Raw genomic sequence first — 24040 nt, 5'->3', positions numbered from 1 at the left:
GCAGTCTGTCTGAGGGCGTCCCTAGGGTGGGTCGCATGCCGGAGCCGTTCCGCTCGCCGACCACGCCCGAGGCCATCGAGGACCTGCGTGCGCGATTGCGGGCGACGCGCTGGCCGGAGTCGCCCGAGGACGCCGGCTGGTCGCTGGGCGCCGACCTCGACTACCTGCGGGAGCTGGTCGCGTACTGGGCCGACGGGTTCGACTGGCCCGCGCAGGAGGCGGCGCTCTCCCGGCACCCCCGGTTCCACGTGCCGCTGGGGGACCGTCGGATCCACGTCGTGCACGCCCGGGCGGCCGTCCCCGGAGCCCTGCCGCTCGTCCTGACCCACGGCTGGCCCGACTCGTTCTGGCGGTACAGCAAGGTCATCCCGCTGCTCACGGACCCGGAGAACCCCGCGGACGCGTTCGACGTCGTCGTCCCGGACATGCCGGGGTTCGGGTACTCGGACGGTCCGCCGCTGGACGTCGTCGGCGTCGCCGGGCTCTGGGCGCAGCTCATGACGGCGCTCGGGTACGAGCAGTTCGGCGCGGCGGGCGGGGACATCGGCAGCGGGGTCAGCCGGTTCCTCGCGCTCGACCACCCCGACCGCGTCGTGGCGGTCCACCGGACGGACGGCGGGCTCCCGATCTACACCGGCGACCCGGCCGACCTGGCACCCGAGGAGCGCGAGTTCATCGCGGGCGCCCAGGCGTGGGGTGCGGGCGAGGGAGCGTACGCCGCGATGCACCGGACGAAGCCCCTGACCGCGGCCGTCGGGCTCACCGACTCACCGGCCGGGCTGGCGGCGTGGATCGTCGAGAAGCTGCACGCGTGGAGCGACGTGGACCTCTCGGCCGACGACATCCTCACCAACATCACGATCTACTGGCTCACCGGGACCATCGGCTCGTCGATGCGGATGTACCACGCCAACTCCCGCGTGCCGCTCGAGCAGCACGCGCGACGGGTCGAGGTGCCGTCCGGGTTCTCGATCTTCCCGCACGACCTGGTGCGGCCCCCGCGCGCGTGGCTCGACCGCACCGCGAACACCGTGCGCGTGACCGAGCTGGACCGCGGCGGGCACTTCGCGCCGTTCGAGGAGCCCGAGCTGTACGCACAGGAGCTGCGCGACTTCTTCCGGCCGTACCGGGCGGTCAGCGCGGACCGGCCAGGACCAGCCGCACCGTGACGGTGTCGCCCAGGTCCAGGAGCTCCGCCTTGCGGACCATGTCCTTGACGGGGACCAGGTAGCGACCGTCCTTCGGGAAGAGCGACGTCTCCCACTCCGTGTCGCCGATCTGTACCAGCACCGGGATGACGCCCCACCCGTAGGTGAGCTCCGAGGAGACCACCTTGATCGCGGCGCTCTCCTGCTCGGGGACGGGGACGTAGTGGAACGGGGAAGGGCCGCGCCAGTAGATGATCTCGCCGGTGAACTCGAACTCCATCGCGCCATGATGCCGTCACGGCGAGACACGGGCACCCCGTCTCCGGGGTGCCCGTGTCGTGGTCAGTGCCAGTCGGAGATCTGGACGTCGGCCGGCGCGGGCGCCCCGGTGCCGGTCTCGACCAGCTGCTTGAGGCTCATCAGGAACGTCGCCCACTTGGTGCTGCAGTGCGACATGAACTCGACGCGCTCCTTCCACCCCTCGTGGGCGAACAGGATGATCACGTAGTCGCCCTCCTGCTTGAGCTCCCACCGGACGGTCGTGCCGATCCACTCGGCCGGCCCGTCGACGACCTCCCACAGCACGCTCTTCCCGGGTTCCTGCTCGAGCACGACCATCTCGATGTCGCCCGGCTCGAACCGGAACTCCAACAGGCCGCCGACCCCGGCGTCGCCCGTTGTGTCGGACGTCCACCAGCCGGCCAGCCCGTCGACCGTCGCCAGCGCGGCGTAAACGTCGTCCAGTGCGGCCGACTTCACGCCGACCCGGTGAATGATGTCCACCATCTCGATCTCCTCTTCTTCTCGTCACTTCTTCTGACTGCGCTCGATCGCTTCCGCGATCCGCTTGATCCGCTGCAGGCGGGCGTCCCACGCCGACCCGACGTCGGCCAGCTGAGCCACCGCGCGGGCGAGCTGGACCTCGTCGACGCGGTACCGCCGCTCGCGCCCGGCCGGCGTGACGTGCACCAGGCCGACGCGGTCCAGCACCACCAGGTGCTTGGCCACCGCCTGACGAGTCACCGGCAGGCTGTCGCTGAGCGTCGTCGCGGTGCCGGCCCCGTCGGCGAGCAGGAGGTCGACCATCCGGCGCCGCGTCGGGTCCCCGATCGCGGACCAGAGGTCGTCGTCGACCGCGACGCTCATGGCGTCGACACCAGCCCGGCGCTGTACTCCGCGATGGCCGGGACGAACCGGTCCCAGCCCTCGACGTGGTCGGCGTAGGCCGCCTCGAGGGTCGCGATCTCCCAGCCCTTCTCCCGGAACCCGGTCTCCGTCATCCGGAGCATGGTCCCGTCACCGGACGGGACGAGCTGGAACGTGACGAGCAGGGACGGTGCGTCGGTTCCCTCGTCGAACACCCAGCGGAACGAGAACAGGCGCGGCGGGTCGGCCTCGACGACGGTGAGCGGCTCGACGTGCTCGTCGGCAGTCCCGAGCCCCCAGCCCACGGAGGACACGACGCCCGGCGTCGGTGACAGGTCCGTCTCCGCGCCGCCCCACCACTCCCGGATGTGCTCGGGGCTGCTGACCACCTCGAAGACGATCTCCGGCGACGCGTCGACGTGGATCTCGCGCTCGATGCTTCCGAACTCCATGAGCTTCCCGCTTTCTGCAACGATTGGTTGCACATCACGATAGCCCGGTCGTGAGTCCGACGCAACCATCGGTTGCATCTGCTCCGCGAACCCGACATCCGGCACGGACCACGCCGGGACGCCGCAGTCGGTCGGGCCGGTGGCAGACTCGGCCGGTGATCACGCCGTTCCCCGACCAGCGGCCGGCCCGGGTCCGGCTCGAGTGGGGGCTTTCCGGAGCGTTGCAGCTGCTCGGACCGCACGGGTCGGCGAGCCTCGTCGTGGTGGTCGACGTCCTGTCGTTCTCCACCGCGGTGACGGTCGCCTGCGAGCAGGGCGTCGTCGTCCACCCCTACCCGCACCGCGATCCCGCAGGCGCCGAAGCGCTGGCCGCAGACCTCGGCGCCGTGCTGGCGCAGCCGCGTGGCGACGGGCGGCTCAGCCTCTCGCCGGCGTCGCTCCTGCACCTGCGCGGAGGTCGGCTCGTCCTGCCGTCGCCGAACGGCGCGACCATCGCGCACGGTCTGGCGAGCACCGGCGCCACGGTCGTCGCCGGCTGCCTCCGCAACGCGTCGGCCGTCGCACGCATCGCGACCGAGCACCTCGCCGCCGACCCCCTGAACGACGTCGTCGTCGTTCCCGCCGGCGAGCGGTGGCCCGACGGAAGCCTGGGCCCGTGCCTCGAGGACCTGCTCGGCGCGGGCGCGATCGCCGCGGCCCTCCGCGACGACCTGTCGAGCGAGTCTCGCGCGGGCGCGGTGGCAGCGGCCCGCCGCGACGACGATCTGTCGAGCGAGGCCCGCGCGGCCGTCCGCCTCTGGCGAGCGACGCCTGATCCGACAGCGTCCGCCCGGGACTCGACGAGCGGTCGCGAGCTCACGACGGCCGGCTGGGCGGACGACGTGACGATCGCCGTCGACCTCGACGCCACGGACACGGTCGCACGGCTGGTCGACGACGGCGCCGGCCCGGCGTTCACCGCCGCCTGACGCGAACCGGCCGTGGCTGCCGCGTCGGGCTCGTCGCCGATTCGTCGGCGATGAGCACGCCATGAGTGCCGCGCACGGGCTCGGCCGCGGCAGTCATGGCGTGCTCGTCAGCGACGGCGGGCCGCCACGCTGGTGATCAGCGGGGCGAGCACCGCGATCGCGGCCGCCACGAACGCGGCCGTCGCCACCGTCTCGTCCACCAGCGGGCCGTTCGTGCGGCCGAGGCCGATCCACGCGAGGCCCCACGCCATCGCCAGGCCGACCGGCACGATCACCGACGGACGGCCCCGGCCGAACACCGCGTAGGCGACCGACAGGGCGGCACCCGCCGCGAGCACGATCACCGACCACGCCGTCGCGCCCAGGCCGAGCTCGCCGACGTCGGCGACCGTGAGGAACGCGGCGATGTTGGCGAGCGTCGCCACGCTGACCCAGCCCAGGTACAGCCCCATCGTCACGTCGGTGACCAGCGACGTCGCGGTTCCGGTGTGCGCCAGGCGGACGAGCCGGACGAAGACCACGGCGAGCACGGCGAGCAGCGCGAGGATCACGACCACGCTCACGCCGACCGACCCCGCCTGCACGACCCCGATCCACAGCGCGTTGAGCAGCATCGACGCCAGCACCCACCACGACACCGCCCGGAGCCGGGGGTCGGCGCCCTGGCGCGGCAGGGCCTGGACGACCGCGAAGACGCCCAGGCCGAGGTAGATCAGGGACCAGATCGAGAAGGCGGGGGTGTCGGGGGCGAGCGGGGTGGCCGTCGCGGACAGGGCACCGTCGGCCGCGTCGGCGATGGGCTGGCCACCGAACGCGCCGGAGCCGACGGCAGCGCCGCCGATCGCGACGACCGCGCCGACGAGGACGGTCACCTGGCGGACGCGGTCCCGGGTCGTGGTGCTCGTGGAGAGTGTTGTCGTCATACCCTCCAGAGTGCCAACACTCAGCATGCTGAGCATCTTGAACGGCGGGGTCAGCCGACCGTGACGCGCCCCGGCAGCTCCACGCCGATGCGCAGCGCCTCGACCAGGTCCCGGTACAGCTCGTCCGACCCGAGCAGCTCCTCGTGCGTCCCGCGTGCCCGCACCCGCCCGTCCTCCATGACCAGGATCGTGTCGGCGTCGAGCACCGTGGACAGCCGGTGCGCGACCGTCACGACGGCCCCCCGCACGGCCAGGTCCCGGATGCAGTCGTGGATCGCGGACTCCGTGAGGCCGTCCACCTGCGCGGTCGCCTCGTCGAGCAGCAGCACCTCGGGCGCCTTGAGGATCGCGCGGGCCAGTGCGATGCGCTGGCGCTGGCCGCCGGAGACGGACGTCGAGGTCAGCGACGTGTCGAGCCCGTCGGGGAGGGCGTCGAAGGCCCCGTCCAGCCGGACCGCCGACAGCACGCGGTCGAGCTCCACGTCGGTCGCGTCGGGCGCGCTGAACAGCAGGTTGTCGCGGATCGAGCCGGGCACGATCGGCGTCTCCTGCTCGACGTACGCGAAGCGCTCGCGGAGGCGGTCGTGCCCGATCTCCGCGAAGGGGACCCCGTCCAGGAGCAGCTGCCCGGACTGCGGCTCGAGGAAGCGCAGCAGCAGCGAGAAGATCGTGGTCTTGCCGGCGCCCGACGGGCCGACGAGCGCGGTGTGACCCCGTCGTGGCACGGCGAACGAGACGTCCCGCACGGCCGGCTCAGCGTCAGGGCCGTACGCGGCGGTCACGTTCCGCAGCTCGACGACGGGGGTCGCGTCGTCCGGGACGATCTCGGCGGGCCGTCCGGAGGTCACCGGCTGCTCGCTCTCCATCTCCGTGACCTCACGGATGCGCGCGGCAGCCGCGATGCCGGACTGGAGCTGCGTGAACGCCTGCGTCAGCTCGGTGATCGGGCCGACGATGTTGAACGCGTAGAGCAGGAACGCCACCAGGCTGGAGACCGCGAGCAGGTCCTGCGACACGCGCCACGCACCCAGCCCGAGGATCACGACGATCGCGAGCTGGATGCCGCCCCAGGAGATGGTCCACGCGACGGCGGTCGTCCGCACCGCCCGCACGGAGTGGTCCTTCGCATCGCGCGCGTCGGCGAGGATCCGCTCGCCCTGCCGCTCCTCGGCCCGGCTCGACTTCACGGTGCGGACCGCGCGCAGCGTCCCCTCGAGCGTGCCGCCGAGCTTCCCGACGGACTCCTGAGCAGCCTCCTGCGACTTCGCGATGCCGGGCAGCAGCAGGGCCATGAGCACGCCGACGACGATGATCGCGCCGATGGTCGTCGCCAGCAGCACCACGTCGAGGACGGCCATGAGGATCAGGGTCCCGACGAGGGCGACGACGCCGTTGACCAGGCTGACCAGGCTCGACGACGCGGCCTCGCGCAGGAGCAGTGTGTCCGACGTGGTGCGCGTGACCAGCTCGCCGACGGGACGGCGCGTCACCGCGGGCACGGTCGCGCGCAGGAACTTCCGCACCAGCGACTCGCGCGCGTCCAGCACGATGCGCTCGGCCACGGTGCCCATGAGGATCCACTGGGCGAGCCCGACCGCGGACCCGACGACGAGCAGGCCGAGCAGCAGCGCGATCGGCTGCGCCAGGCTCAGGCCCTCCGACAGGGAGTCGAGCACCCACTTGGTCACCATCGGGGTCGCCAGGCCCATCGCGGTCGCGACGAGGCTCAGGGCAAGGCCGAGCAGGAGCGTGTTGCGGTGCGGCCGTGCGAAGCCGATGAGGATGCGCAGGCGTTCACCGCGCGGGGGTTGGTCGGTGTCCGTCGGGGTGTCCGTCGCCGTCGCCGTCATCCACCCAGTGGAACACTTGTGTTCCAGATAGGTCAACCGCGCCCCTCGGTGGAACACGGTGCTACTTTCGGTGGATGACAGTCGACAGCGAGACCGGTACGCGAGGCCGGACCCGCAAGGCGATCCTCGACGCCGCCATCCGGGTCCTCGCCGCCGACCCGAGCGCGAGCCTCGGCCAGATCGCCGACGCCGCGGACGTCGGCCGGACCACGCTCCACCGCTACTACCCCGACCGCGCCGAGCTCCTCACGGCCGTGATGCAGGAGGCGGGGCGCCGGCTCGGGGACGCCGCCGTACGCGCACGCCTGGACGAGGGCACCGGGCTCGACGCGATCCTGCGCGCCTGCCAGACGCTCCTCCAGCTGGGCGACCTGCTGACGCTCATGTTCACCGAGGTCGTCTCGATCGACACCTGTGGTCTCGAGCACGGATTCTCGCAGTCGCTCGACGACGCGTGCGCGCGGGGCCTCGCCGACGGCACGCTCGACACCCGACTCTCCCCCGGCTGGCTGCAGGGCGTGCTGTGGTCCTCGCTCTACCTCGGCTGGAGCGAGCTCCGCGAGGGCACGTCACCGCCGCACGACGTGGTCGGCCAGCTCCTGCTCACGGTCCGCAAGGCGCTCGCCGCGCCGGCCGCCTGAGATATCCGACTGGACGATGCGCCGGGCCCTGGCGCACCATCGAGCCCATGACGATGCAGCAGGGAAGCGAGGCGGCCGTCCTGGCCTGCTCAGCCGGAGCCCGGACGCCCGCTCAGCACGCCTGACGCCATCCCCGGCGACACCACCGACGGACGCATGATCCGCCGGTGGTCGGGCGTACCTCGGCGGGCGCTCGCGCCGTCACGAACCCGTGCCGGCTCCCGCCGCCCCGAAAGCCCACGCCAGTGAACCCCCTGACCGAGAAGCTGATCCGCGCATCCTTCGTGAACTGCTCACGTCGCGAGGCCTCGCAGCTCACCCTCCCCACCGACCTGTCCGACCTTCGCTGGGAGCGGCTCGACTACCTGGGCTGGATCGACCGCAAGGCACCCCAGCGCGCGTACGTCGTCCTGACCGTCGACGACACCCTCGTCGGCATCACGCTGCGCTCGCCGGAGGGGGCCGCATCCCGCCGACGTGCCGTCTGCGCCTGGTGCGAGGACGTCTACGCCACCGACGACGTCTCGATGTACGTCGCCCGCCGCGCCGGCGGACCCGGGCGCAACGGCGACACCATCGGCACGCTCATCTGCACCACCTTCGAGTGCTCGCACAACGTGCGTCGCAAGCCCACGATCATCGAGGCCGGGCAGGATCCGGCCGGGCTCGTCCTGCGCCGGATCGAGGGACTGCGCGAGCGGTCGGTGCGGTTCGCACGCGAGGTGCTGCGGGAGCTCTGAGCGCTCCGTCCGGTGGTGCGGCGATGCTCCGCCGCACCACCGGACCGGCTCGGTTGCCAGCGCGAACCATCTCCCACCTGTGACCGTTCTGTGCTGATCTAGTGGGCGGCCGACAGGGGGTTGGCCCGGCGCGGCCTACAGGCCGCGCCGACGTGTGAGGAGGACACCGCATGGCGGCACGTCGAACTCTGGTCGCACTAGCCTCATCGATCGCCATCGTCGCAGCGGGGGCGCTCACGTCCCCGGCGGCGGCGCACGATCGCGGGAGATCCCCGGAGAAGTTCGCCCAGAAGGTCACCACACGGGCGGTCCAGGGTCACCTGGCAGCCCTGCAGCGCATCGCTGACAAGAACGGCGGCAACCGCGCCGCCCTGACGTCCGGCTACGAGGAGAGTGCGCGCTACGTCGAGCGCACGCTCCGCAAGGCCGGGTACACCACGGAACGAGACCCGTTCACGTTCGACCGCGAGATCATCGACACGGCCACCCTGACGGAGAACTCCCCGGGCTCCGCCGCGTACGAGGTGGACCAGATGGAGTTCTCCCCGAACTCTCCCGTCGGCGGGGTGACGGGCGACCTGGTCGCCCCCACCGACCCCCTCGGCTGCCTCGCCACCGACTGGTCGACCGTCGCCGCCACCGGAAAGATCGCCCTCATCAGCCGTGGTGCGTGCGCGTTCGCGATCAAGGCCGCGAACGCCGAAGCAGCCGGCGCGGTCGGCGTCGCCATCTACAACAACGTCCCTGACGTGCAGCTCTTCGGCACGCTCGGCGCGGAAGGCGTGACCATCCCCGTGGCCGGCTTCCGTCAGGCCGACGGGCAGGCGCTCGCTACCGCGCTCGCGGCCGGCACGGTGAACGTGACGCTCGACCTGACGAGCCACACCGAGACGGCCGAGTCGTTCAACGTGATCGCCGAGACCAAGCAGGGCCGGGACGACAACGTCGTCATGCTCGGCGCGCACCTCGACGGTGTCGAGGAGGGCCCCGGGATCAACGACAACGGCACGGGATCAGCGGCGATCCTCGAGGTCGCTGTCCAGCTGGCGAAGTCGCACACCCCGCACCACAACACGGTGCGGTTCGCGTGGTGGGGTGCCGAGGAGCTCGGCCTCATCGGCTCGACGGCCTACGTCGAGGAGCTGGCCACGCAGGAGGGTGAGCTCGACCGCATCGCGACGTACCTGAACTACGACATGGTCGGCTCGCCCAACTACATCATCGGCGTCTACGACGCGGACGAGTCCACCTACCCGGCACCGGTCGACGTCCCCGAAGGTTCGGTGGCCACCGAGGCGGTGCTGACCAGCTGGTTCGACTCGATCGGTCAGCCGTGGGTCGACACCGAGTTCTCCGGACGCTCCGACTACCAGGCGTTCATCCTCAACGGCGTCCCGGCGTCCGGTCTGTTCACCGGAGCCGACGACGTCAAGACGGACGAGGAGGTCGCCCTCTTCGGCGGCACCGCGGGGATCACGCACGACCCGAACTACCACTCCGTCGGTGACGACCTGTCGAACGTGAACGCGACCGCCCTGGGCATCATGACCAAGGCGATCGCAGCGTCCACGTACAGCCTCGCGTGGGACACGTCCGCCATCAACGGCGTGTCCGGCCCCGGCAAGGGGAAGCCGCACCCGGGCCACGGGCACGGGCCCGGCAAGCACCTCGCCCCTGAGGACCGCGTCATGCTGGAGCGCGCCTCCTGACGACCGGGGGTGGCGCGCGCGGGCTCCGTGCGCGCCACCCCGCGGTCACCTCTTGACGCCCCTCGAGCTCCTGCCCTAGCGTCGTCACGCCGCCGGGCAAGCGCTTTCTCGCAGGGGTTGAGATGCACGTACGACGACGTACTGGCCTGTTCCTCGTCACCTTCACCGTGCTCGGCGTCGCGCTCAGCGGCATCGCCGGCGCGGGCGTCGCACACGCGGGGCCACGGCACGACCGACCCGATGCCACCGTCTCCACGGACGGCCGAGCGGACTTCGCCAGCGTGCAGGCGGCCATCGACGCCGCCCCCGCCGGCGCGGTCGAGCCCTGGGTCATCGCCGTGCGACCCGGCGAGTACCGGGAGCTGGTCAAGGTCCCCGCGACCAAGCCGTTCCTCACGCTCGTCGGCACCGGTCGGCGCGCCCAGGACGTCGTCATCGCCTACGACAACGCCAACGGCACCCCCAAGCCCGACGGCTCCGGCCCCTACGGCACGTCCGGCAGCGCGAGCGTCACGCTCGACGGCGCCGACTTCACCGCCCGGAACCTGACCTTCGCCAACCTCTTCGACGAGGCCGCACACCCGGAGATCACCAACCGGCAGGCCGTCGCCGTCCTCACGCGCGCCGACCGGCTCGTGTTCGACGGCGTCCGGTTCCTCGGCAACCAGGACACCCTCTACGTGAACAGCTCGTCGGCCGCGGTCGTCGCGCGCGCGTACTTCCGCGACTGCTACGTCGAGGGCGACGTGGACTTCATCTTCGGCCGGGCGACCGCGGTGTTCGAGGGCGGCGAGGTCCGCTCGCTGACCCGGGGCTCGACGACGAACAACGGGTACGTCACGGCGCCGAGCACCATGATCGACAACCCGTACGGCTTCCTGTTCACGCGGGTCCGCTTCACCAGCGACGCCCCTGCCGGAACCGTCTTCCTCGGCCGGCCCTGGCACCCGAGCAACGACCCGAACGCGATCGGTCAGGTGCTCGTGCGGGACTCGTGGATCGGGGACCACGTCGGGGCGGTCGCGTGGAGCGACTTCTCCGGCGGCTGGTCCTGGCGGGACGCCCGCTTCGCCGAGCACCACAACCGCGGACCCGGCGCCCTCCTGACCGCCGACCGTCCGCAGCTCACCCCGGCGGAGGCTGCGCCGTTCACGGTCCAGGCCTACCTGACGGGTACTGACGGCTGGTCACCGGAGACGCGTCGGCGCTGATCGACCGCGTGTTCCGGCCGGAGCTCCGTCGACCAGCGCGATCCAGTACCGACGCTTGAGGCCGGCGGTCGGGTGCGCGACGACGTCCTGCAGCACCCCGCCTGCCTGCTCGATGGTCCGCACGGACCCGATGTTGTCAGGCGAGCACGTGACCAGCACGCGGTCGAGCCGGACCTCGCGCGCGATGCGCAGCCCCTCGCGCATCAGGTCTCCCGCGTAGCCGCGCCGGCGGTGCTCGGGCAGCACCGCGTACCCGAGGTGTCCACCGACGAGCGCGAGCCGCTCGGTCAGCTCGTGCCGCACCGACAGCCGACCGACGAGGGTCGACCCGACGAAGCCGCCGACGAACGTCTCGGGAACCCGCGGCGGGACGTGCTCACCGGCCCGGAGCCGCTCGCCCTGCTCGAGCCACGCCGCCCACGACCCGACGTCGTCCAGCCCGAGGCAGAACTCGACGCCGTCGTCGGCGAGGGTCTCGTGCGCCGCCCGGGCCTGCGCCTCGTCGGCCGCCGTGAGAACCCGGACCCGGAGGGAGGGCTCAGTCACGCCGGTAGACCGACACGTGCGAGCGCGAGTCGGCGGTGAACTCCTCGCCGGACCAGTCGGCGTCGCGGCTCTCCAGCACGAAGCCGGCCAGCTGCGCCATGAGGTCCAGCTCGGACGGCCAGATGTACCGGTGCGGCGTGCGGCCGAGCTCGGCCTTCCGGCTGTCGTCGAAACGGAAGTGGTGCGAGACCACCCGCTGGTGCAGGACGTCGTAGGTGTCGAGGCCGATGTACCCGGGCTCGTTCAGCCAGACGGTCGCCCCCACGCCGGGCGGCAGCTTGCGCAGCTCGGGGACCCAGAGCTCGATCACGAACCGGCCGCCCGGGACCAGGTGGCGGGCGGCGTTGCGGAAGCATGCGACCTGCTCCTCCTGCGTGAGCAGGTTGGCGATGGTGTTGAACACCAGGTAGACGAGGCTGAACTCGCCCGGGGCGGTAGCCGTCGCCATGTCTCCCAGCACGACCGGGATGGTGTCCTCGTCGACCTTGGTCCGCAGCTGCTCGACCATGTGCGGCGACAGCTCGATGCCGGTGACCGGCACCCCGCGCTCGCGGAGCGGCACCGCGACCCGACCGGTCCCGATCGCGAGCTCGAGCGCGCGGCCCCCGTCCGCGAGCGCGACGAGCCGGTCCACCGTCGGTCCGAGGACCTCGGGCGCGAACATGCCGGTGCCGGGGGTGTCGTAGCGCCGTGCGGTCTCGGCGTCCCAGAGCTGCTCCATCGGGTCGACGATGGCAGCGGACGGCCGGCGCCGTCCACGGGATTCACGCCTCGGGGATCTCCCGCCCGAACGTCTCCAGGGTGATGGCGGCCGGGTCGGGTCCGCCGCGCACGCCCCGGTCGAGGGCGGTGATCGCGGCGAGCTCGAGCTCGCTGAGCTCGAAGCCGAACACGTCGAGGTTCTCGGCGATCCGCGTCGGGTGGGTGGACTTCGGGATGGCCGAGCGCCCCTGCTGCAGGTGCCAGCGGAGCATCACCTGGGCGGGTGACCGGCCGTGCGCGTCGGCGATGCCCGTGATCGTCGGGTCGTCCAGCGTGCTGCCGCCGTACCCCTCCCGGTAGAACGTGATGCCGCCGATCGGGGACCACGCCTGCGTGAGGATCCCGTGCTCGGCGTTCGTGGCCAGCACGTCGGGCTGCGAGAAGTACGGGTGCACCTCCACCTGGTTCACGGCGGGCACGACGGAGGCGGTCTCGAGGAGCTGCCCCAGGTGCTCGGGCATGAAGTTGCTGACGCCGATCGCGCGGACGCGCCCGTCGGCCAGGAGCGTCTCCAGCGCGCGGTACGCCTCGACGGTCAGGTCGAACCGGCTGGGCAGGGGCTGGTGCAGGATCAGCAGGTCGAGCTGGTCCACGCCGAGCTTCCCGACGCTCTTGTCGAAGGCGTGCAGGGTGGCGTCGTAGCCGTAGTCGGAGATCCAGACCTTCGTCTCGAGGAAGACCTCCGACCTCGCGACACCGGACCGGCGCAGGCCGTCGCCGACGCCGCGCTCGTTGAGGTAGGCCGCGGCGGTGTCGATGTGCCGGTACCCGGCGGCCAGCGCGGTGGCGACGGCGTCGGCCGTCTCGTCAGGCGGGGTCTGGAAGACACCGAAGCCGAGTGCGGGCATCTCGGTGCCGTTGTTGAGGGTCAGGGTGATCGCCATGCCGTCGACGCTACGGGCGGTTCGCCGACCGAGGGGGGGCCTGTCGGGACCCCCCAGTCAGCCGAGCGCCGCGAGCTTGCGCGCCAGCACCTCGCGCTCGCGCTCGTTCCCGCACAGGTCGATGGCGCGCTCGAGCTCGCGCCGGGCGTCGTCGTCACGACCCAGCCGGCGCAGCAGCTCGCCGCGGACGCTCGGCAGCAGGTGGGACTCGCGCAGGCTGCCCGCCGCGACCAGCTCGTCGACCACCGGGAGCGCCGCCGCGGGACCCTGCGCCATGGACAGTGCGACCGCTCGGTTGAGCTCGACGACGGGCGACGGCGCCAGCCGCCCGAGCGCCTCGTAGAGCACGACGATCCGGTCCCAGTCGGTCTCCCGCACGGACGGTGCGACCGCGTGACACTCCGCGATCGCGGCCTGGACGCCGTACGCACCCAGCCCGCGGCCCACCCGGCCGGCGGTGGCCAGGGCCGCGCGTCCGCGCCGGATCGCCGAGCGGTCCCACCGTCGACGGTCCTGCTCCTCGAGGAGCACGGGCTCCCCGTCGTCGCGCACCCGCGCCGGGAACCGGGCGGCGGTCAGCTCCAGGAGCGCGAGCAGGCCGTGGACCTCGGGCTCGTCGGGGACCAGCTGCGCGAGCACCCGGGCCTGGCGGACCGCCTCGTGGGCGAGGTCCTGCCGGATCCAGTCGCTGCCCGACGTCGCCGACGAGCCCTCCGTGAACACCAGGTAGAGGACGTTCAGCACCGACGCCAGCCGTTCGCGGCGTTCGTCGGGCGGCGGCACCTCGAACGGGACCTGCGCCGCGCCGAGCGTCTTCTTCGCGCGGGTGACCCGGGCCTGGACCGTGGCGGTCGGCACCAGGAGCGCGCGGGCGATCTCGTCGCTGGTCAGACCGCCGACCACCCGGAGCGTCATCGTGACCTGCGCCTCGCGCGACAGCACCGGGTGGCACGCGACGAACATCAGCGCCAGGACGTCGTCGTCGATGCGGTCCGGGTCCCACAGCAGGTCGTCGCCCACACTCTCGCTGAGGTCACGGGCGAGCGTGGCGTTCCGCTCGTCGAGCGCGACACGGCGCCGGTACGTGTCGACCGCGCGCCGACGACCCACCGTGAGCAGCCACGCCGCCGGGCTGGCCGGGATCCCGTCGCGTGGCCACGCCACCAGCGCCGCCGCCAGCGCCTCCTGCGCGAGGTCCTCCGCCAGCGAGAAGTCGCCGGTGGAGCGGGCGAGGGTCGAGACGATGCGCGCGGACTCGATCCGCCACACCGCCTCGACCGCCTCGCGCCCGCTGCCGGAGCGGGTCAGAGCTGGCCCGTCCGCTCGCGCCACGCACGCACTCGCCTTCCCGCGGCTCTCGCTCGACGACGTCAGAGCTGGCCCGTCCGCTCGCGCCACGCACGCTCCTTCTGGATCCATTCGTTGTCCTGCGGGAACTCGTCGATGCTCGTGACCCGGCGGATCTCGGTCTTCTGGCCGGGGCCCGTCATCGGCGCCCGCTTGGCCCACTCGACGGCCTCCTCCTTCGAGGCGACGTCGAGGATCCAGTAGCCGCCGAACAGCTCCTTGGTCTCGCCGTAGGGGCCGTCGCTGACGACGGGCGGCTGCGAGGAGAAGTCGATGACGACACCGTCGGCGGCGTCGTCCAGACCCTCTGCCGCGACGAGCACGCCGGCGGAGATCATCTCGTCGTTGAACCTGCCCATCGCCTCCATGATCTCGGCGAAGTCGATGTTCGCGAACGCCTCGTAGGCCTCGTCGGTGGCACGCATGATCAGCATGTACTTCACGGTTCTTCTCCTGCCGTGTCGGGATCCCCTTCGGACCCTCTCACTGACGAGTCGAACGGCGGAACCAGGGAATCGACATCGTCGACGAGCGACTTCCCTCCTACGATGCGGCGGATGGACCGAGAAGAGCTCGTCGCGTACGTCCGGTCGCACGGAGACGGTGTGCTGAGCACGCTCGGCGCGGACGGGTCGCCGCAGGCCGCCTACCTGCCGATCACCGCGACGGACGCCGGAGAGCTCGTGCTGGACGCGCGGACGTCCTCGCGCAAGGTCGCGAACCTCCGTCGAGACCCGCGGGTGGCGGTCGTGATCGGGGGTCGCGACGGGACCACGCTGCAGTGCGAAGGGTTGGCCGACCTGCCGGACGGCGCCGACCGTGACGCCTGCGCGCGGGCCTACCTCGACGCGTTCCCGCAGTTCGCCACGTCGCTGGCCGAGCCGGAGATCGTGCTGCTCCGGATCCGGCTGACCTGGGCGCGCTACGGCGACTACCGGCCCGGGATCTCGTCGTCGCGGGAGGTCGACCTGGGGGTCGCCATCCGCCGCGTCCGTCCCGACGACTGGCGGTCGGCGCGCGCCCTGCGCCTCGAGGCGCTCCAGGACGAGGCCGCCGGCATCGCGTTCCTCGAGACGTACGAGCGAGCCTCGGCCGAGCCGGACGCGTTCTACCGGGGACGCACCGAGCGCGCGGCCGCTGGGGATGACGTCGCGCAGTTCGTCGCCATCGACGGCGCCGCCTGGGTGGGCTCGGTCACCGTGATCGCGCAGCGGGCCGGGTTCCTCGACTATCACGGCCGGCCGGTCGGGCGGAGCCGCGCGGCCGTGGTCGGGGTCTACGTGCGCGGTGAGCAGCGCGGTTCCGGGCTCATCGACCGGCTGCTCGAGGAGACCGCGCGGTGGGCCCGTGACCTGGGCTTCGACGAGCTGACCCTCGGGGTGCACGCCGAGAACGCCCGGGCGCAGGGTGCCTACCGGCGCGCAGGCTTCGTGCCGTCGGGCGTCACGTTCGCCAGCTCGATCGGCCCGGAGCTGGAGATGGTGCGCCACCTCTGACGGGTGTGGAATACGACACTTCCGACATTTCGGCGCCCTCGGTCGGCTACCCTCTCCCGACGACACCAGTCCCGCGGCTCCCCGGCTGCCGGCCGTCGCGCACCGCCCCGAGCTTGTTCGCCGCAGGCCTGCGCTCGATGTACGCCACCACCACGCTCCTCGCAGGGAGCCGCTGCACGGACGGGACGCCGCCACCATCTCGGACCGGCCGTGCCGGACGACGAGGAGATCCGATGAACACGACCCCCGAAGAGGACCGCGCCGACGTGGACGCGGACCGCCGCGCCGCCGCGGACCAGGACTTCGCGACCGCGCGTGAGCTGGCGACCGCAGGCGGGGACACTGCGGCCGACGAGGCTGTGGAGCTCGCCGACCGCGCCATCGCGACCTACCTCGAGGAGCTCGACGACGTGCCGTCGGCCGCGCAGGTGCTGTGGTTCCTCGGCAGGCTCGAGGACAGCCGCGGGCGCACGGACCTCGCGGCCGCTCAGCTCAGGTCGGCCGTCGAGGGGTTCGTCGTCACGCACGACGACCGCGGTACCGAGGTGGCCGACGAGCTCGTCGCGCTGCTGCGCCGCACCGGGCAGGACGACGTCGTCGAGGAGTTCCTGGGCTGGCAGTCCCGGCTGGTCGCGACCGTGACCGGCGAGCAGGACCGGACGACCGCGGCCGGCCGGCGACGCGCACCCTGACGGGTGCGCTCAGGGCTGGCGGCGGTGGACCGTCCACGCCTCGGCGCTGTCCAGGCCACCGTCGGCCACGCGCGTGAACACCAGCCGGTCGTGCAGCCGGTCGCGTCGGCCCGCCCACAGCTCGACCTCGTCGCACTCGATCCGCCAGCCGCCCCACCCGTCCGGGACGGGGACGTCGTCGGGTGAGCCGGTGTCCGGGTAGAGGGCCGCGCACCGCTCGTAGGCGGCGACCAGGGTGGCCCGGTCGGCGATCGGCTGCGACTGGTCCGACGCCCACGCGCTGATCCGTGATCCCCACGGCCGTGTGGCGAAGTACGCCGCGATCTCGTCGCGCCCGAGGGGGACGGCGCGCCCCCGGAACCGGACCGCCCGGAACATCGCCGGCCAGGTCAGCGACGCGGCGACGGATCCGGTGGCGACGATCTCCCGGCTCTTCGTCGAACCGAGGTCGGTGACGAACCCCGGCCCGCGCTCGTCGAGGAAGCGCATGAGGACCGTGCGGACGTTCGCGCGGCCGTCGGCGTCGACCGTGGCGACGGACAATGCCGTGGGCTCGACGACGTCGCCGCGCTCGGCCTGGCGGGCCTGCGCCTCGGCCACCCACCGACGGACCTGGTGGAGCGGCGTCGACGACGCCAGGTCGTCCTCGTTCAGCCCTTCGCCGGAGTACTCGCTGCGCACGCTTCCACCCCTCGTTCGCCCGCTACCCGGGCCTCCGGAAGCGTACGTCGACCGATACGCTGGCGACGGCTTCCAGGCAGCCGACCGGTCCGCGGGCAGGGCACAGCCCACCTGGGTACGAGACGGCTGCATCCTTCCGCCTCCTTTCGGCCCGACCCCGCGGACGCCGGGCGACGAGAGGAGGTCGCCATGGCGACCCTGCCCACCCACCCGGACCTCGGGCACCTGCGCCGCCAGGCCCGCGCCCTGCAGCGCGCCGCCGTGGCCGGTGACCCGCAGGCGGCCGACCGGATCGCGCGGAACCACCCGAACCCGCCGACCGACCTGAGCACCTTCCGACTGAGCGCCGCACAGCTCACCGTCGCCCGCGAGTACGGCTTCCCCAGCTGGCCGCGGCTGCGCCACCACCTCGACGCCCGGGCGGCGCACAGCTGGAACCCCACCGACGAGGACCAGTCGGTGTCCGCGCAGTTCTGCCGGCTCGCGTGCCTGACGTACTCGGGCAGCGACGCCCCGGACCGTCGCACCGCGGCGCGAGTGCTCCTCCGCACGCACCCGGACCTCGTCGACGACGACATCTGGGCGGCAGCCGCCGCGGCCCGACCGGACGTCGTCGCCCGCCTGCTCGGCCGTGACCCGACGCTGGCCCGCCGCCGCGGCGGCCCGCACGGCTGGCGTCCGCTCGCCTACCTGACCTACTCGCGGGTCGGAGGCGGGGACCCCGTCGGCACCGCCCGGCTGCTGCTCGACGCGGGCGCCGACCCGGACGAGGGCTATCTGTGGCACGGCGAACCGACCCTGTTCACCCTGCTCACCGGCGTGTTCGGCGAGGGTGAGGGCGGTCCCGTCAGCCAGCCGCGCCACCCGGAGTCGATCGCGCTGGCCAGGCTGCTGCTCGATCGCGGCGCCGAGCCGAACGACGGCCAGACCCTGTACAACCGGATGTTCGGCACCGACGACGACCACCTGGTCCTGCTGTTCGCGTACGGGCTCGGTCGCGGCGATGGCGGGGTGTGGCGCCGCCGGCTGGGACCGGAAGCGGTCGACGAGCCGCGCACGCTGGTGCGGGACCTGCTGCGCTGGGCGGTGCAGCACGGCCAGCTCGCCCGGGTCCAGCTGCTCGCCGACCACGGCGTGGACCTGGACGCGCCCTTCGGCGACGGGGCGTGGCCGACCGGCGGCCGCTCGGAGGCGCCCTCGTCGACCCCGCTGAGCCTGGCGGCCACCAGCGGCGACCGCGCCGTCGTCGACCTCCTGGTGTCGCGCGGTGCCGAGCCGGGCGACGTGCCCCCCGTCGACGCGTTCGTCGAGGCAGCGATGCTGGGCGACCAGGACAGGCTGGCGGCCCTGGGGGACGCCGTGGCGGCGCAGGCGCGCGACGAGCGTCCGGGTCTGATCGTCTGGGCGGCGGCGCGCGGTCGGCACGACACCGTCGCGCTGCTGGTGGACCTCGGGTTCGACGTGAACGCGTACGGGCGGGCCGACGTCCCCGTCGAGGAGCGGTGGGAGACGGCGCTGCACGCCGCGGCCAGTCTCGGGGACCCCGACCTCGTCGCCCTCCTGCTGAGCCTGGGTGCCGACCCGACGCTGCGGGACGCCCGGTTCGGCGCGACGCCGCTGGACTGGGCGCAGCACCTCGACCGGCCGTCGGTCATCGCACAGCTCGAATCATAAGGGACTTGTCTCATAGGAGACGAGTCCTCTAGCCTCAAGTCATGTCCCTCAAGCACGCCGTCCTCGGGTTCCTCTCGATCGCCCCGATGACCGGCTACGACCTGCGCAAGCACATGGAGGAGTCGGTCGCGCACTTCTGGCCGGCCGACCAGGCGCAGATCTACCGCACCCTGGGCCAGCTCGCAGCCGACGACCTGGTGTCCGTGCGGACCATCCCGCAGGAGGGCAAGCCGGACCGGCGCGAGCACTCCATCACCGATGCCGGGCTGGCCGAGCTCGACTCCTGGCTCGCGGCACCGGTCGAGTACGTGCCGTCGCGCGAGGTGTTCCTGGTGCGGCTGTTCTTCGTCGGCCGCCTCGGCACCGAGCGCGTCCGCGCCGTCCTGGAGGAGCGCGCTGGGGAGGCCCGCGAGCTCGCGGCGGTCCTGGAGCAGACCCGAGAGGCGTCCGAGCAGGCGCTCGCGGCCGCCGGCATCACGCCGACGCTCGAGATGCGGCTCCGCCTCGCCACCCTCGCCAACGGGCTCGTGCACGCGCGCGGCGAGCTCGAGTGGGCCCAGGACCTGCTTGCCGAGCTGACCGACTGAGTCACCCCTGAACGGACCGACCGCCACCCGGCGGCCGGGCGATGCCCCACGCCCGAAGGAGCTCGACATGTCCACCACCGAAGCCGTCCCCCGCACCCGCACGCATCGGCCCGCCAGCCGCCGGGGCGTGCTGGTCTACGCCGTGGGCGTCCTCGTCCTGTCCACCGTCGGCGGCCTGGTCATGGCGTCGTCACCCGACCCGGAGACCAGCGCCGGCGCGCTCCTGTTCGTGCTGAGCCCCCTCCTCCTGGCCGTCGGTCTGCGCACCCTCGGACGCGAGGGCTGGGCCGACGCCGGCCTGCGCCTCGGCCGCGAGCGCGGCTGGTACGCGGTGGCGCTGCTGCTGTTCCCCGTGCTGTTCCTCGTCCCGGTCGCGCTCGGCGCGCTCACCGGTGACGTGCACGTGGTGCCGGGCGCCGGCGAGCGGTTCGCGGTGCTGTTCACGACCGGGCTGATCGCGCGCCTGACGTTCGCGGCGTTCGAGGAGTTCGGGTGGCGGGGGTACCTGGAGCCCCGGCTCGCGGCGCTGGGCGTCCCGGCGCTGCGGCGGCACCTCGCGGTCGGCGTGCTGTGGGCCGTGTGGCACGTGCCGTACATCATCGCGTTCGGCGACGCCTACACCACGCTCCCCCTGGCCGTGCAGATCCCGATGTTCTCCGTCGCGGTGCTCGCGATGGCCGTCATCTGGGGCGTCGCCCGCGACCGCACCGGCAGCGTGTGGCCCGCGGTGCTCGGGCACGGGATGGCCAACGCCGTCGCGTGGCCGCTGCTGGCCGCCGACGTCGTCGTCGTCGACAGCCCGCTGCTCTTCGGCGCCCGGCCCGAGAGCCTCGTCGTGCTCCCGCTCCTGGTCCTGACGGCGGTCGTGGTCTACCGCCGCTGGGGGCGCGACGCCGTCGGTACTGTCCCTGCATGACCGACCAGGCAGTCGCGCGACGAGTCCCGTGGGCAACCGTGATCGGCTGGGTCGGGCTGCTGCTGGCGGTCGTCGGGACGGCCGGTGTCGTCGTCGCCGGGGTCTACGCGGTCGAGGGTGCGCGGAACCCGCAGTCCTTCGGCACCCTCGGTGCCGTGGTGGTGCTCATGTCCTCGCTCATACCGTCGCTGGTGGCTCTGCCCGTGGGGATCGTGCAGGCCCGACGCGGCTGGGCACCACGCTGGCGCAGCCGCACCACCATCGTCCTGGCGGCCCTCGCGCCCGTCGTGACTGCGGTCCTGATCCTGGTCGTGGCCGCCCGCGATCTCACCAGCTGAGGACAAGACCATGCGCGTCGTGAAAGGCACCGTCGTCGTCGAGGAGAACTTCTCGCAGGCAGATCTTGTCCGCAGACATGCGTCGAGACGAGAGTTCGAGCTCTGGAGGATGCGGCTCGCGTCCCTGGAGTTCCTGAAGGACCTGCCCGCCATCGAGCGCCTGGGCCTGATCAATGTGAAGGTCGCCGATCCTCATGCCCTCGCGGAGATCGGCACGCTGCGGAATCTCTTTCTCAACGGCTTCACGTCGGCCCCGGGCTGGGGCTTCCTCGCGGAGCTCACGCAGATCGAGGAGCTGCACATCCTCAACACCCGGGGAAAGCTCGTCCTTCCTGATCTCACGCGGCTCGATCACCTCAAGACATTTCGCATCTGGGGGTGCAAGGGCCTGTCCGACATCTCGATCCTCACGGAGGTGCCCCACCTCGAGGAGGTGCAGCTCGTCGACACGGCCCTGACTCCCGACGACCTCGTGCCCCTCCTCGAGAAGCCGTCGGTGAGGTACCTGAGCTCGAGCTTCGGCACGCAACGGGAGAGCAAGCTCTTCGAGGAGTATCTGGACACGTACGGCAAGAAGCAGTGGCGAGAGTCGCCGTAGTCCACTCACCCGGCCGTGGGAAATCCTGTCCCCTCTCGGAGACCTGGACCCGTAGGTTGCAGCGATGGAGCAGCCCCCCATCCACGACCACTACGACACCCTCTACGACGAGGACCAGCGCCTCCGTCAGGGCCTCGGCCGGCTGGAGCTCGCGCGGGTGCAGGAGATCGTCCGTCGCCACCTGCCCCCCGCCGTGCGGGTGCTCGACGTGGGCGGCGCGACGGGGGTGCACTCCGAGTGGCTGCTCGACGACGGCCACACCGTGCACCTCGTCGACCTGCTGCCCGGTCACGTGGCGCGGGCCGACGCGCGGCTGGGCGGCCAGGCGCGGTTCACCGCGTCCGTCGGCGACGCCCGCGCGCTCCCCGTGTCCGACGCCTCGGTCGACGCGGTCCTCCTGCTCGGTCCGCTGTACCACCTGACCGAACGCGCCGACCGTCTGGCCACCTGGCGGGAGGCGTTCCGGGTCGTCGTGCCCGGCGGGGTCGTGATCGCGATGGCGATCAACCGGTTCGCGTCCCTGTTCGACGGGCTCGCGCAGTCCTACCTGTTCGACCCTGCGTTCCGGGCGATCGTCGCGCAGGACCTGGCGACCGGGGTGCACGAGAACCCGACCGGCGACCCGCGCTGGTTCACGACCGCCTACTTCCACCGGCCGGAAGAGCTCGCGGCGGAGGCGACCGAGGCCGGGCTCGTCGCGCGGGAGACCGTCGGCGTCGAGGGACTGGCCCACTGGATCAAGCCCTTGGCCTCGGCGTTCGACGACGACGAGCGCCGCGCGGTGGTGCTCGACGCGGCCCGCGCGATCGAGGCGGAACCCAGCCTGCTCGGTCTCAGCTCGCACCTGCTCACGGTGGCGACCCGCCCCGTCGGCTGAGCCGCGCGAGCGTCGCCGCGGCCCGGTCAGGCGTACGGTCGCAGGTCCGGGTCGGGGGCGACGAGGGTGGCGGGGTCGTCGTCGGACTCCTGGACGCCCCACAGGTCGAGGAACCGGTCGCGGCCCAGCCGGTCGACGGTGCCCGCCAGGGCCGCGGCGGCACGCGCCTTCTCGTCGAGGAGCCACAGCGCGACGGCCGCGAGCGTGGCGGGGACGGCGGCGACGTCCGACGCGATCGCGACCCCCATGAGGTCGGTCGTCGCGGAGGTGTGTCCCTCGTCGCCGAGTGCGCGCAGGGCGCTGGACGCGGTCGCCGGGTTGTCGTCGGCGGCGGCGTCGACGAGCGCCGGGACGCGGGTCTCGACGTCCTGCGGGAGGCCGACGAACCAGGTCGCCGCTTCGATCTGGCCGTCGAGGTCGTCGGTCGTCAGCTCGCCGACGGTCGCGCCTGGCCGGTCCAGCAGGTCCCGGCGGTCGACCGCGAACACGAGTGCTCGCTCCCCGTCGTGCACCGACGGGCTCATGGCCTCGCTGCCGTCGAAGTCGCGCGGGACGGGCGGCAGGTCGACGGTCCCGACGGGCTCGCCCTTGAGCACGGTGCCGACCTCGAGCACGTCCCCCGCGCGACGTCCGACGACGACCAGGTCGGCGGCGGCGCACCGGGCACCCACGGTGTGCCGGGTGCGGCGTACGAGGTAGTCGAGCCAGGCGGTCGGCTCGTCGGCGAAGACGGTCACCGGCAGGAGGACGGATCCCATGTCAGTAGACGATCAGGTCGGCCGACGACGTGGCGCCGAGGCTCGTCGACCCGGCGGCGACGGTGTGCACGATCTCGGTCGCGGTGACCGCAGGTGGACCCGTCACGCCGAAGGTGTGCCAGCCTCTGGCGTCGCGCAGCCCGGTCTTCATGAACAGGCGGTCGTACGTCGCCGCCCACGTGGTCTGGTCGTTGCCCAGTCCCGCGTGGACCAGGTTGGCCGTGATGGCGTCGAGGACGTGCTTCTGGGCGTCCGTCGCGGTCGCGGCGGACGGGAACGTCTTGCCGACGACGTGGTCCTTGAGGACGGTCTCTGCCTCCTTGAGGGAGATGGCGCAGGCCTGCCTGATGTCGTCCGCGTGCTCGCGCTCGGCCTGCTCGTCGAGCGAGGACATGGCGGCGCTCAGCTTGATGAAGACGTCCTTGCCGCCCGACGGCGTGATCGACTTGTGCTTGCCGGCGGCGAGGTACCAGCACACGTTGGTGCCCTCGTCCATGTGCTCCTTCCACGTCGGTGTGCACGTGAACGTCGGCGGGTCGGCCGCGGTCGCACCCATCGCGGCCACCGTGCCGAACTCGAACTGCGGCGCCTTGTACCCGCTGGGGGCGGTCGTGAGGCCCAGCCGCATCCCGTTCGGCGCGGAGCCGCCGCTCTGGATCGCGGCGGCCGCGCTCACCGCGGGGCGGGCGAGAGCCGCGAAGCCGTCGAGCCCGCCGAACCCACCGCCGGACACCGAGGTCGGGGAGGCGAGGCCGTGGCCCGCGGTCGACTCGAAGTCGCCGTCGGCGCCGCCGCTCTCCGGCTCCTCGTCCACCTGGAGGACCGAGTCGGCCGCCCGCTTCGTGGAGTGCTGGAGGTAGCCGCCGACGGCCCGGTTCCCGGCCGTGCGCTGCAGGACGTGCAGGACCGGCTCCGGGGTCCGGCGGGAGTGGTTCGCGCGACCGGGCGCGGCCGCGACAGACGTGCGCGCCTGCTCGTAGGTCCTCACCGAGTGCCCCCCGACGTCCTTCTCGACGCTAGTCCTGGACCACAGGACGAACAAGCAACCCCTTGCACCTCACGTGACGTGAGGGCCTAGCGTCGGGCGCAGCGGCTC

Annotated in this window: 28 protein-coding genes; 14 read left to right on the top strand and 14 right to left on the bottom strand. The window is 72.6% G+C overall.

What is annotated here, in order from left to right; all coding sequences use genetic code 11:
* The first annotated feature begins 35 nt into the window (after positions 1 to 35).
* A complete protein-coding gene (locus J2X26_RS05205) occupies positions 36 to 1169 on the top strand; it encodes an epoxide hydrolase family protein (RefSeq protein WP_307490368.1) in 1134 nt (377 codons plus the stop codon).
* On the opposite strand, the gene J2X26_RS05200 is transcribed toward J2X26_RS05205, so the two are convergent.
* The 4 genes from J2X26_RS05200 to J2X26_RS05185 form a co-directional block, all read right to left on the bottom strand.
* A complete protein-coding gene (locus J2X26_RS05200) occupies positions 1135 to 1428 on the bottom strand; it encodes a DUF1905 domain-containing protein (protein WP_307490366.1) in 294 nt (97 codons plus the stop codon). The two genes, J2X26_RS05205 and J2X26_RS05200, sit on opposite strands and share 35 nt — an antisense overlap.
* Positions 1429 to 1490: 62 nt before the next feature.
* Positions 1491 to 1934 (bottom strand): SRPBCC family protein, encoded by a 444-nt coding sequence (locus J2X26_RS05195; protein WP_307490364.1) that lies wholly within the window; start codon positions 1932 to 1934, stop codon positions 1491 to 1493.
* Between the two features lie 21 nt (positions 1935 to 1955).
* Complete coding sequence (locus tag J2X26_RS05190; protein ID WP_307490363.1) at positions 1956 to 2294, bottom strand: ArsR/SmtB family transcription factor; 339 nt, start codon at positions 2292 to 2294, stop codon at positions 1956 to 1958.
* Positions 2291 to 2746: an SRPBCC domain-containing protein gene (locus J2X26_RS05185; RefSeq protein ID WP_307490361.1), complete on the bottom strand. Its 456-nt coding sequence runs from the start codon at positions 2744 to 2746 to the stop codon at positions 2291 to 2293. The genes J2X26_RS05190 and J2X26_RS05185 overlap by 4 nt, the downstream gene beginning before the upstream one ends.
* A 155-nt stretch (positions 2747 to 2901) precedes the next feature.
* Between J2X26_RS05185 and J2X26_RS05180 the strand changes: the two genes are divergently transcribed.
* The gene (locus J2X26_RS05180) at positions 2902 to 3714 is read left to right on the top strand and encodes a 2-phosphosulfolactate phosphatase (protein ID WP_307490359.1); all 813 of its coding nucleotides are present in this window, start codon (positions 2902 to 2904) and stop codon (positions 3712 to 3714) included.
* Positions 3715 to 3821: 107 nt separating this feature from the next.
* Here J2X26_RS05180 and J2X26_RS05175 read toward each other — a convergent pair whose 3' ends face one another.
* Both J2X26_RS05175 and J2X26_RS05170 read right to left on the bottom strand, forming a co-directional pair.
* A complete protein-coding gene (locus J2X26_RS05175) occupies positions 3822 to 4637 on the bottom strand; it encodes a tryptophan-rich sensory protein (RefSeq protein WP_307490357.1) in 816 nt (271 codons plus the stop codon).
* 50 nt (positions 4638 to 4687) lie between these two features.
* Positions 4688 to 6487 (bottom strand): ABC transporter ATP-binding protein, encoded by a 1800-nt coding sequence (locus J2X26_RS05170; protein WP_307490356.1) that lies wholly within the window; start codon positions 6485 to 6487, stop codon positions 4688 to 4690.
* A gap of 74 nt (positions 6488 to 6561) precedes the next feature.
* Here J2X26_RS05170 and J2X26_RS05165 point away from each other — a divergent pair, with 74 nt between their 5' ends.
* The 4 genes from J2X26_RS05165 (at position 6562) to J2X26_RS05150 (ending at position 10788) form a co-directional block, all read left to right on the top strand.
* Positions 6562 to 7128, top strand: coding sequence for a TetR/AcrR family transcriptional regulator (locus J2X26_RS05165; RefSeq protein ID WP_307490354.1), 567 nt, complete (start codon positions 6562 to 6564; stop codon positions 7126 to 7128).
* Positions 7129 to 7373: 245 nt separating this feature from the next.
* Positions 7374 to 7868: an FBP domain-containing protein gene (locus J2X26_RS05160; protein WP_307490352.1), complete on the top strand. Its 495-nt coding sequence runs from the start codon at positions 7374 to 7376 to the stop codon at positions 7866 to 7868.
* A gap of 170 nt (positions 7869 to 8038) precedes the next feature.
* Positions 8039 to 9577 carry a M20/M25/M40 family metallo-hydrolase gene (locus tag J2X26_RS05155; RefSeq protein WP_307490350.1) on the top strand — a complete coding sequence of 513 codons (1539 nt, stop codon included), beginning with the start codon at positions 8039 to 8041 and terminating at the stop codon, positions 9575 to 9577.
* Positions 9578 to 9699: 122 nt separating this feature from the next.
* The gene (locus J2X26_RS05150; RefSeq protein ID WP_307490348.1) at positions 9700 to 10788 is read left to right on the top strand and encodes a pectinesterase family protein; all 1089 of its coding nucleotides are present in this window, start codon (positions 9700 to 9702) and stop codon (positions 10786 to 10788) included.
* Here J2X26_RS05150 and J2X26_RS05145 read toward each other — a convergent pair.
* The 5 genes from J2X26_RS05145 to J2X26_RS05125 are packed head-to-tail and all read right to left on the bottom strand — an operon-like array spanning position 10765 to position 14761.
* Positions 10765 to 11334, bottom strand: coding sequence for a GNAT family N-acetyltransferase (locus J2X26_RS05145; RefSeq protein WP_307490346.1), 570 nt, complete (start codon positions 11332 to 11334; stop codon positions 10765 to 10767). The genes J2X26_RS05150 and J2X26_RS05145 overlap by 24 nt on opposite strands.
* Complete coding sequence (locus J2X26_RS05140) at positions 11327 to 12055, bottom strand: class I SAM-dependent DNA methyltransferase (protein WP_307490344.1); 729 nt, start codon at positions 12053 to 12055, stop codon at positions 11327 to 11329. The genes J2X26_RS05145 and J2X26_RS05140 overlap by 8 nt, the downstream gene beginning before the upstream one ends.
* Positions 12056 to 12098: 43 nt before the next feature.
* Complete coding sequence (locus J2X26_RS05135) at positions 12099 to 12980, bottom strand: aldo/keto reductase (RefSeq protein ID WP_307490341.1); 882 nt, start codon at positions 12978 to 12980, stop codon at positions 12099 to 12101.
* Between the two features lie 57 nt (positions 12981 to 13037).
* Complete coding sequence (locus J2X26_RS05130; RefSeq protein WP_307490339.1) at positions 13038 to 14312, bottom strand: RNA polymerase sigma factor; 1275 nt, start codon at positions 14310 to 14312, stop codon at positions 13038 to 13040.
* A 38-nt stretch (positions 14313 to 14350) separates the two neighbouring features.
* Positions 14351 to 14761, bottom strand: coding sequence for a YciI family protein (locus J2X26_RS05125; protein WP_307490712.1), 411 nt, complete (start codon positions 14759 to 14761; stop codon positions 14351 to 14353).
* A gap of 123 nt (positions 14762 to 14884) precedes the next feature.
* On the opposite strand from J2X26_RS05125, the gene J2X26_RS05120 reads away from it, so the two are divergent.
* Together J2X26_RS05120 and J2X26_RS05115 are read left to right on the top strand one after the other, a co-directional pair.
* The gene (locus J2X26_RS05120; protein ID WP_307490338.1) at positions 14885 to 15823 is read left to right on the top strand and encodes a GNAT family N-acetyltransferase; all 939 of its coding nucleotides are present in this window, start codon (positions 14885 to 14887) and stop codon (positions 15821 to 15823) included.
* Positions 15824 to 16056: 233 nt separating this feature from the next.
* Positions 16057 to 16515 carry a hypothetical protein gene (locus tag J2X26_RS05115; RefSeq protein ID WP_307490337.1) on the top strand — a complete coding sequence of 153 codons (459 nt, stop codon included), beginning with the start codon at positions 16057 to 16059 and terminating at the stop codon, positions 16513 to 16515.
* A gap of 9 nt (positions 16516 to 16524) precedes the next feature.
* Here the strand turns inward: J2X26_RS05115 and pdxH are convergent, their stop codons facing one another.
* Complete coding sequence (gene pdxH / locus J2X26_RS05110) at positions 16525 to 17196, bottom strand: pyridoxamine 5'-phosphate oxidase (protein ID WP_307490336.1); 672 nt, start codon at positions 17194 to 17196, stop codon at positions 16525 to 16527.
* 189 nt (positions 17197 to 17385) lie between these two features.
* Here pdxH and J2X26_RS05105 point away from each other — a divergent pair, with 189 nt between their 5' ends.
* From J2X26_RS05105 to J2X26_RS05080, 6 genes are all read left to right on the top strand, one after another.
* On the top strand, positions 17386 to 18870 hold the full coding sequence (locus J2X26_RS05105; RefSeq protein WP_307490335.1) for an ankyrin repeat domain-containing protein: 1485 nt from the start codon (positions 17386 to 17388) through the stop codon (positions 18868 to 18870).
* A 41-nt stretch (positions 18871 to 18911) separates the two neighbouring features.
* Positions 18912 to 19457: a PadR family transcriptional regulator gene (locus tag J2X26_RS05100; protein WP_307490334.1), complete on the top strand. Its 546-nt coding sequence runs from the start codon at positions 18912 to 18914 to the stop codon at positions 19455 to 19457.
* A 67-nt stretch (positions 19458 to 19524) separates the two neighbouring features.
* On the top strand, positions 19525 to 20373 hold the full coding sequence (locus J2X26_RS05095; protein ID WP_307490332.1) for a CPBP family intramembrane glutamic endopeptidase: 849 nt from the start codon (positions 19525 to 19527) through the stop codon (positions 20371 to 20373).
* Positions 20370 to 20711, top strand: coding sequence for a hypothetical protein (locus J2X26_RS05090; protein ID WP_307490331.1), 342 nt, complete (start codon positions 20370 to 20372; stop codon positions 20709 to 20711). The genes J2X26_RS05095 and J2X26_RS05090 overlap by 4 nt, the downstream gene beginning before the upstream one ends.
* 10 nt (positions 20712 to 20721) lie before the next feature.
* On the top strand, positions 20722 to 21309 hold the full coding sequence (locus J2X26_RS05085; protein WP_307490330.1) for a hypothetical protein: 588 nt from the start codon (positions 20722 to 20724) through the stop codon (positions 21307 to 21309).
* A gap of 64 nt (positions 21310 to 21373) precedes the next feature.
* Positions 21374 to 22186: a class I SAM-dependent methyltransferase gene (locus J2X26_RS05080; RefSeq protein WP_307490329.1), complete on the top strand. Its 813-nt coding sequence runs from the start codon at positions 21374 to 21376 to the stop codon at positions 22184 to 22186.
* 26 nt (positions 22187 to 22212) lie between these two features.
* On the opposite strand, the gene J2X26_RS05075 is transcribed toward J2X26_RS05080, so the two are convergent.
* Together J2X26_RS05075 and J2X26_RS05070 are read right to left on the bottom strand one after the other, a co-directional pair.
* Positions 22213 to 22944, bottom strand: coding sequence for a hypothetical protein (locus tag J2X26_RS05075; protein ID WP_307490328.1), 732 nt, complete (start codon positions 22942 to 22944; stop codon positions 22213 to 22215).
* Position 22945: 1 nt separating this feature from the next.
* Positions 22946 to 23932 carry a hypothetical protein gene (locus J2X26_RS05070; RefSeq protein ID WP_307490327.1) on the bottom strand — a complete coding sequence of 329 codons (987 nt, stop codon included), beginning with the start codon at positions 23930 to 23932 and terminating at the stop codon, positions 22946 to 22948.
* Positions 23933 to 24040 lie beyond the last annotated feature (108 nt).

Origin of the sequence: Cellulomonas humilata, from assembly GCF_030814415.1 — a bacterium.
Taxonomy (GTDB): domain Bacteria; phylum Actinomycetota; class Actinomycetes; order Actinomycetales; family Cellulomonadaceae; genus Cellulomonas; species Cellulomonas humilata_A.
The sequence above is the reverse complement of the archived record's forward strand: the minus strand, read 5'-3'. Positions and strand labels throughout refer to the sequence as shown.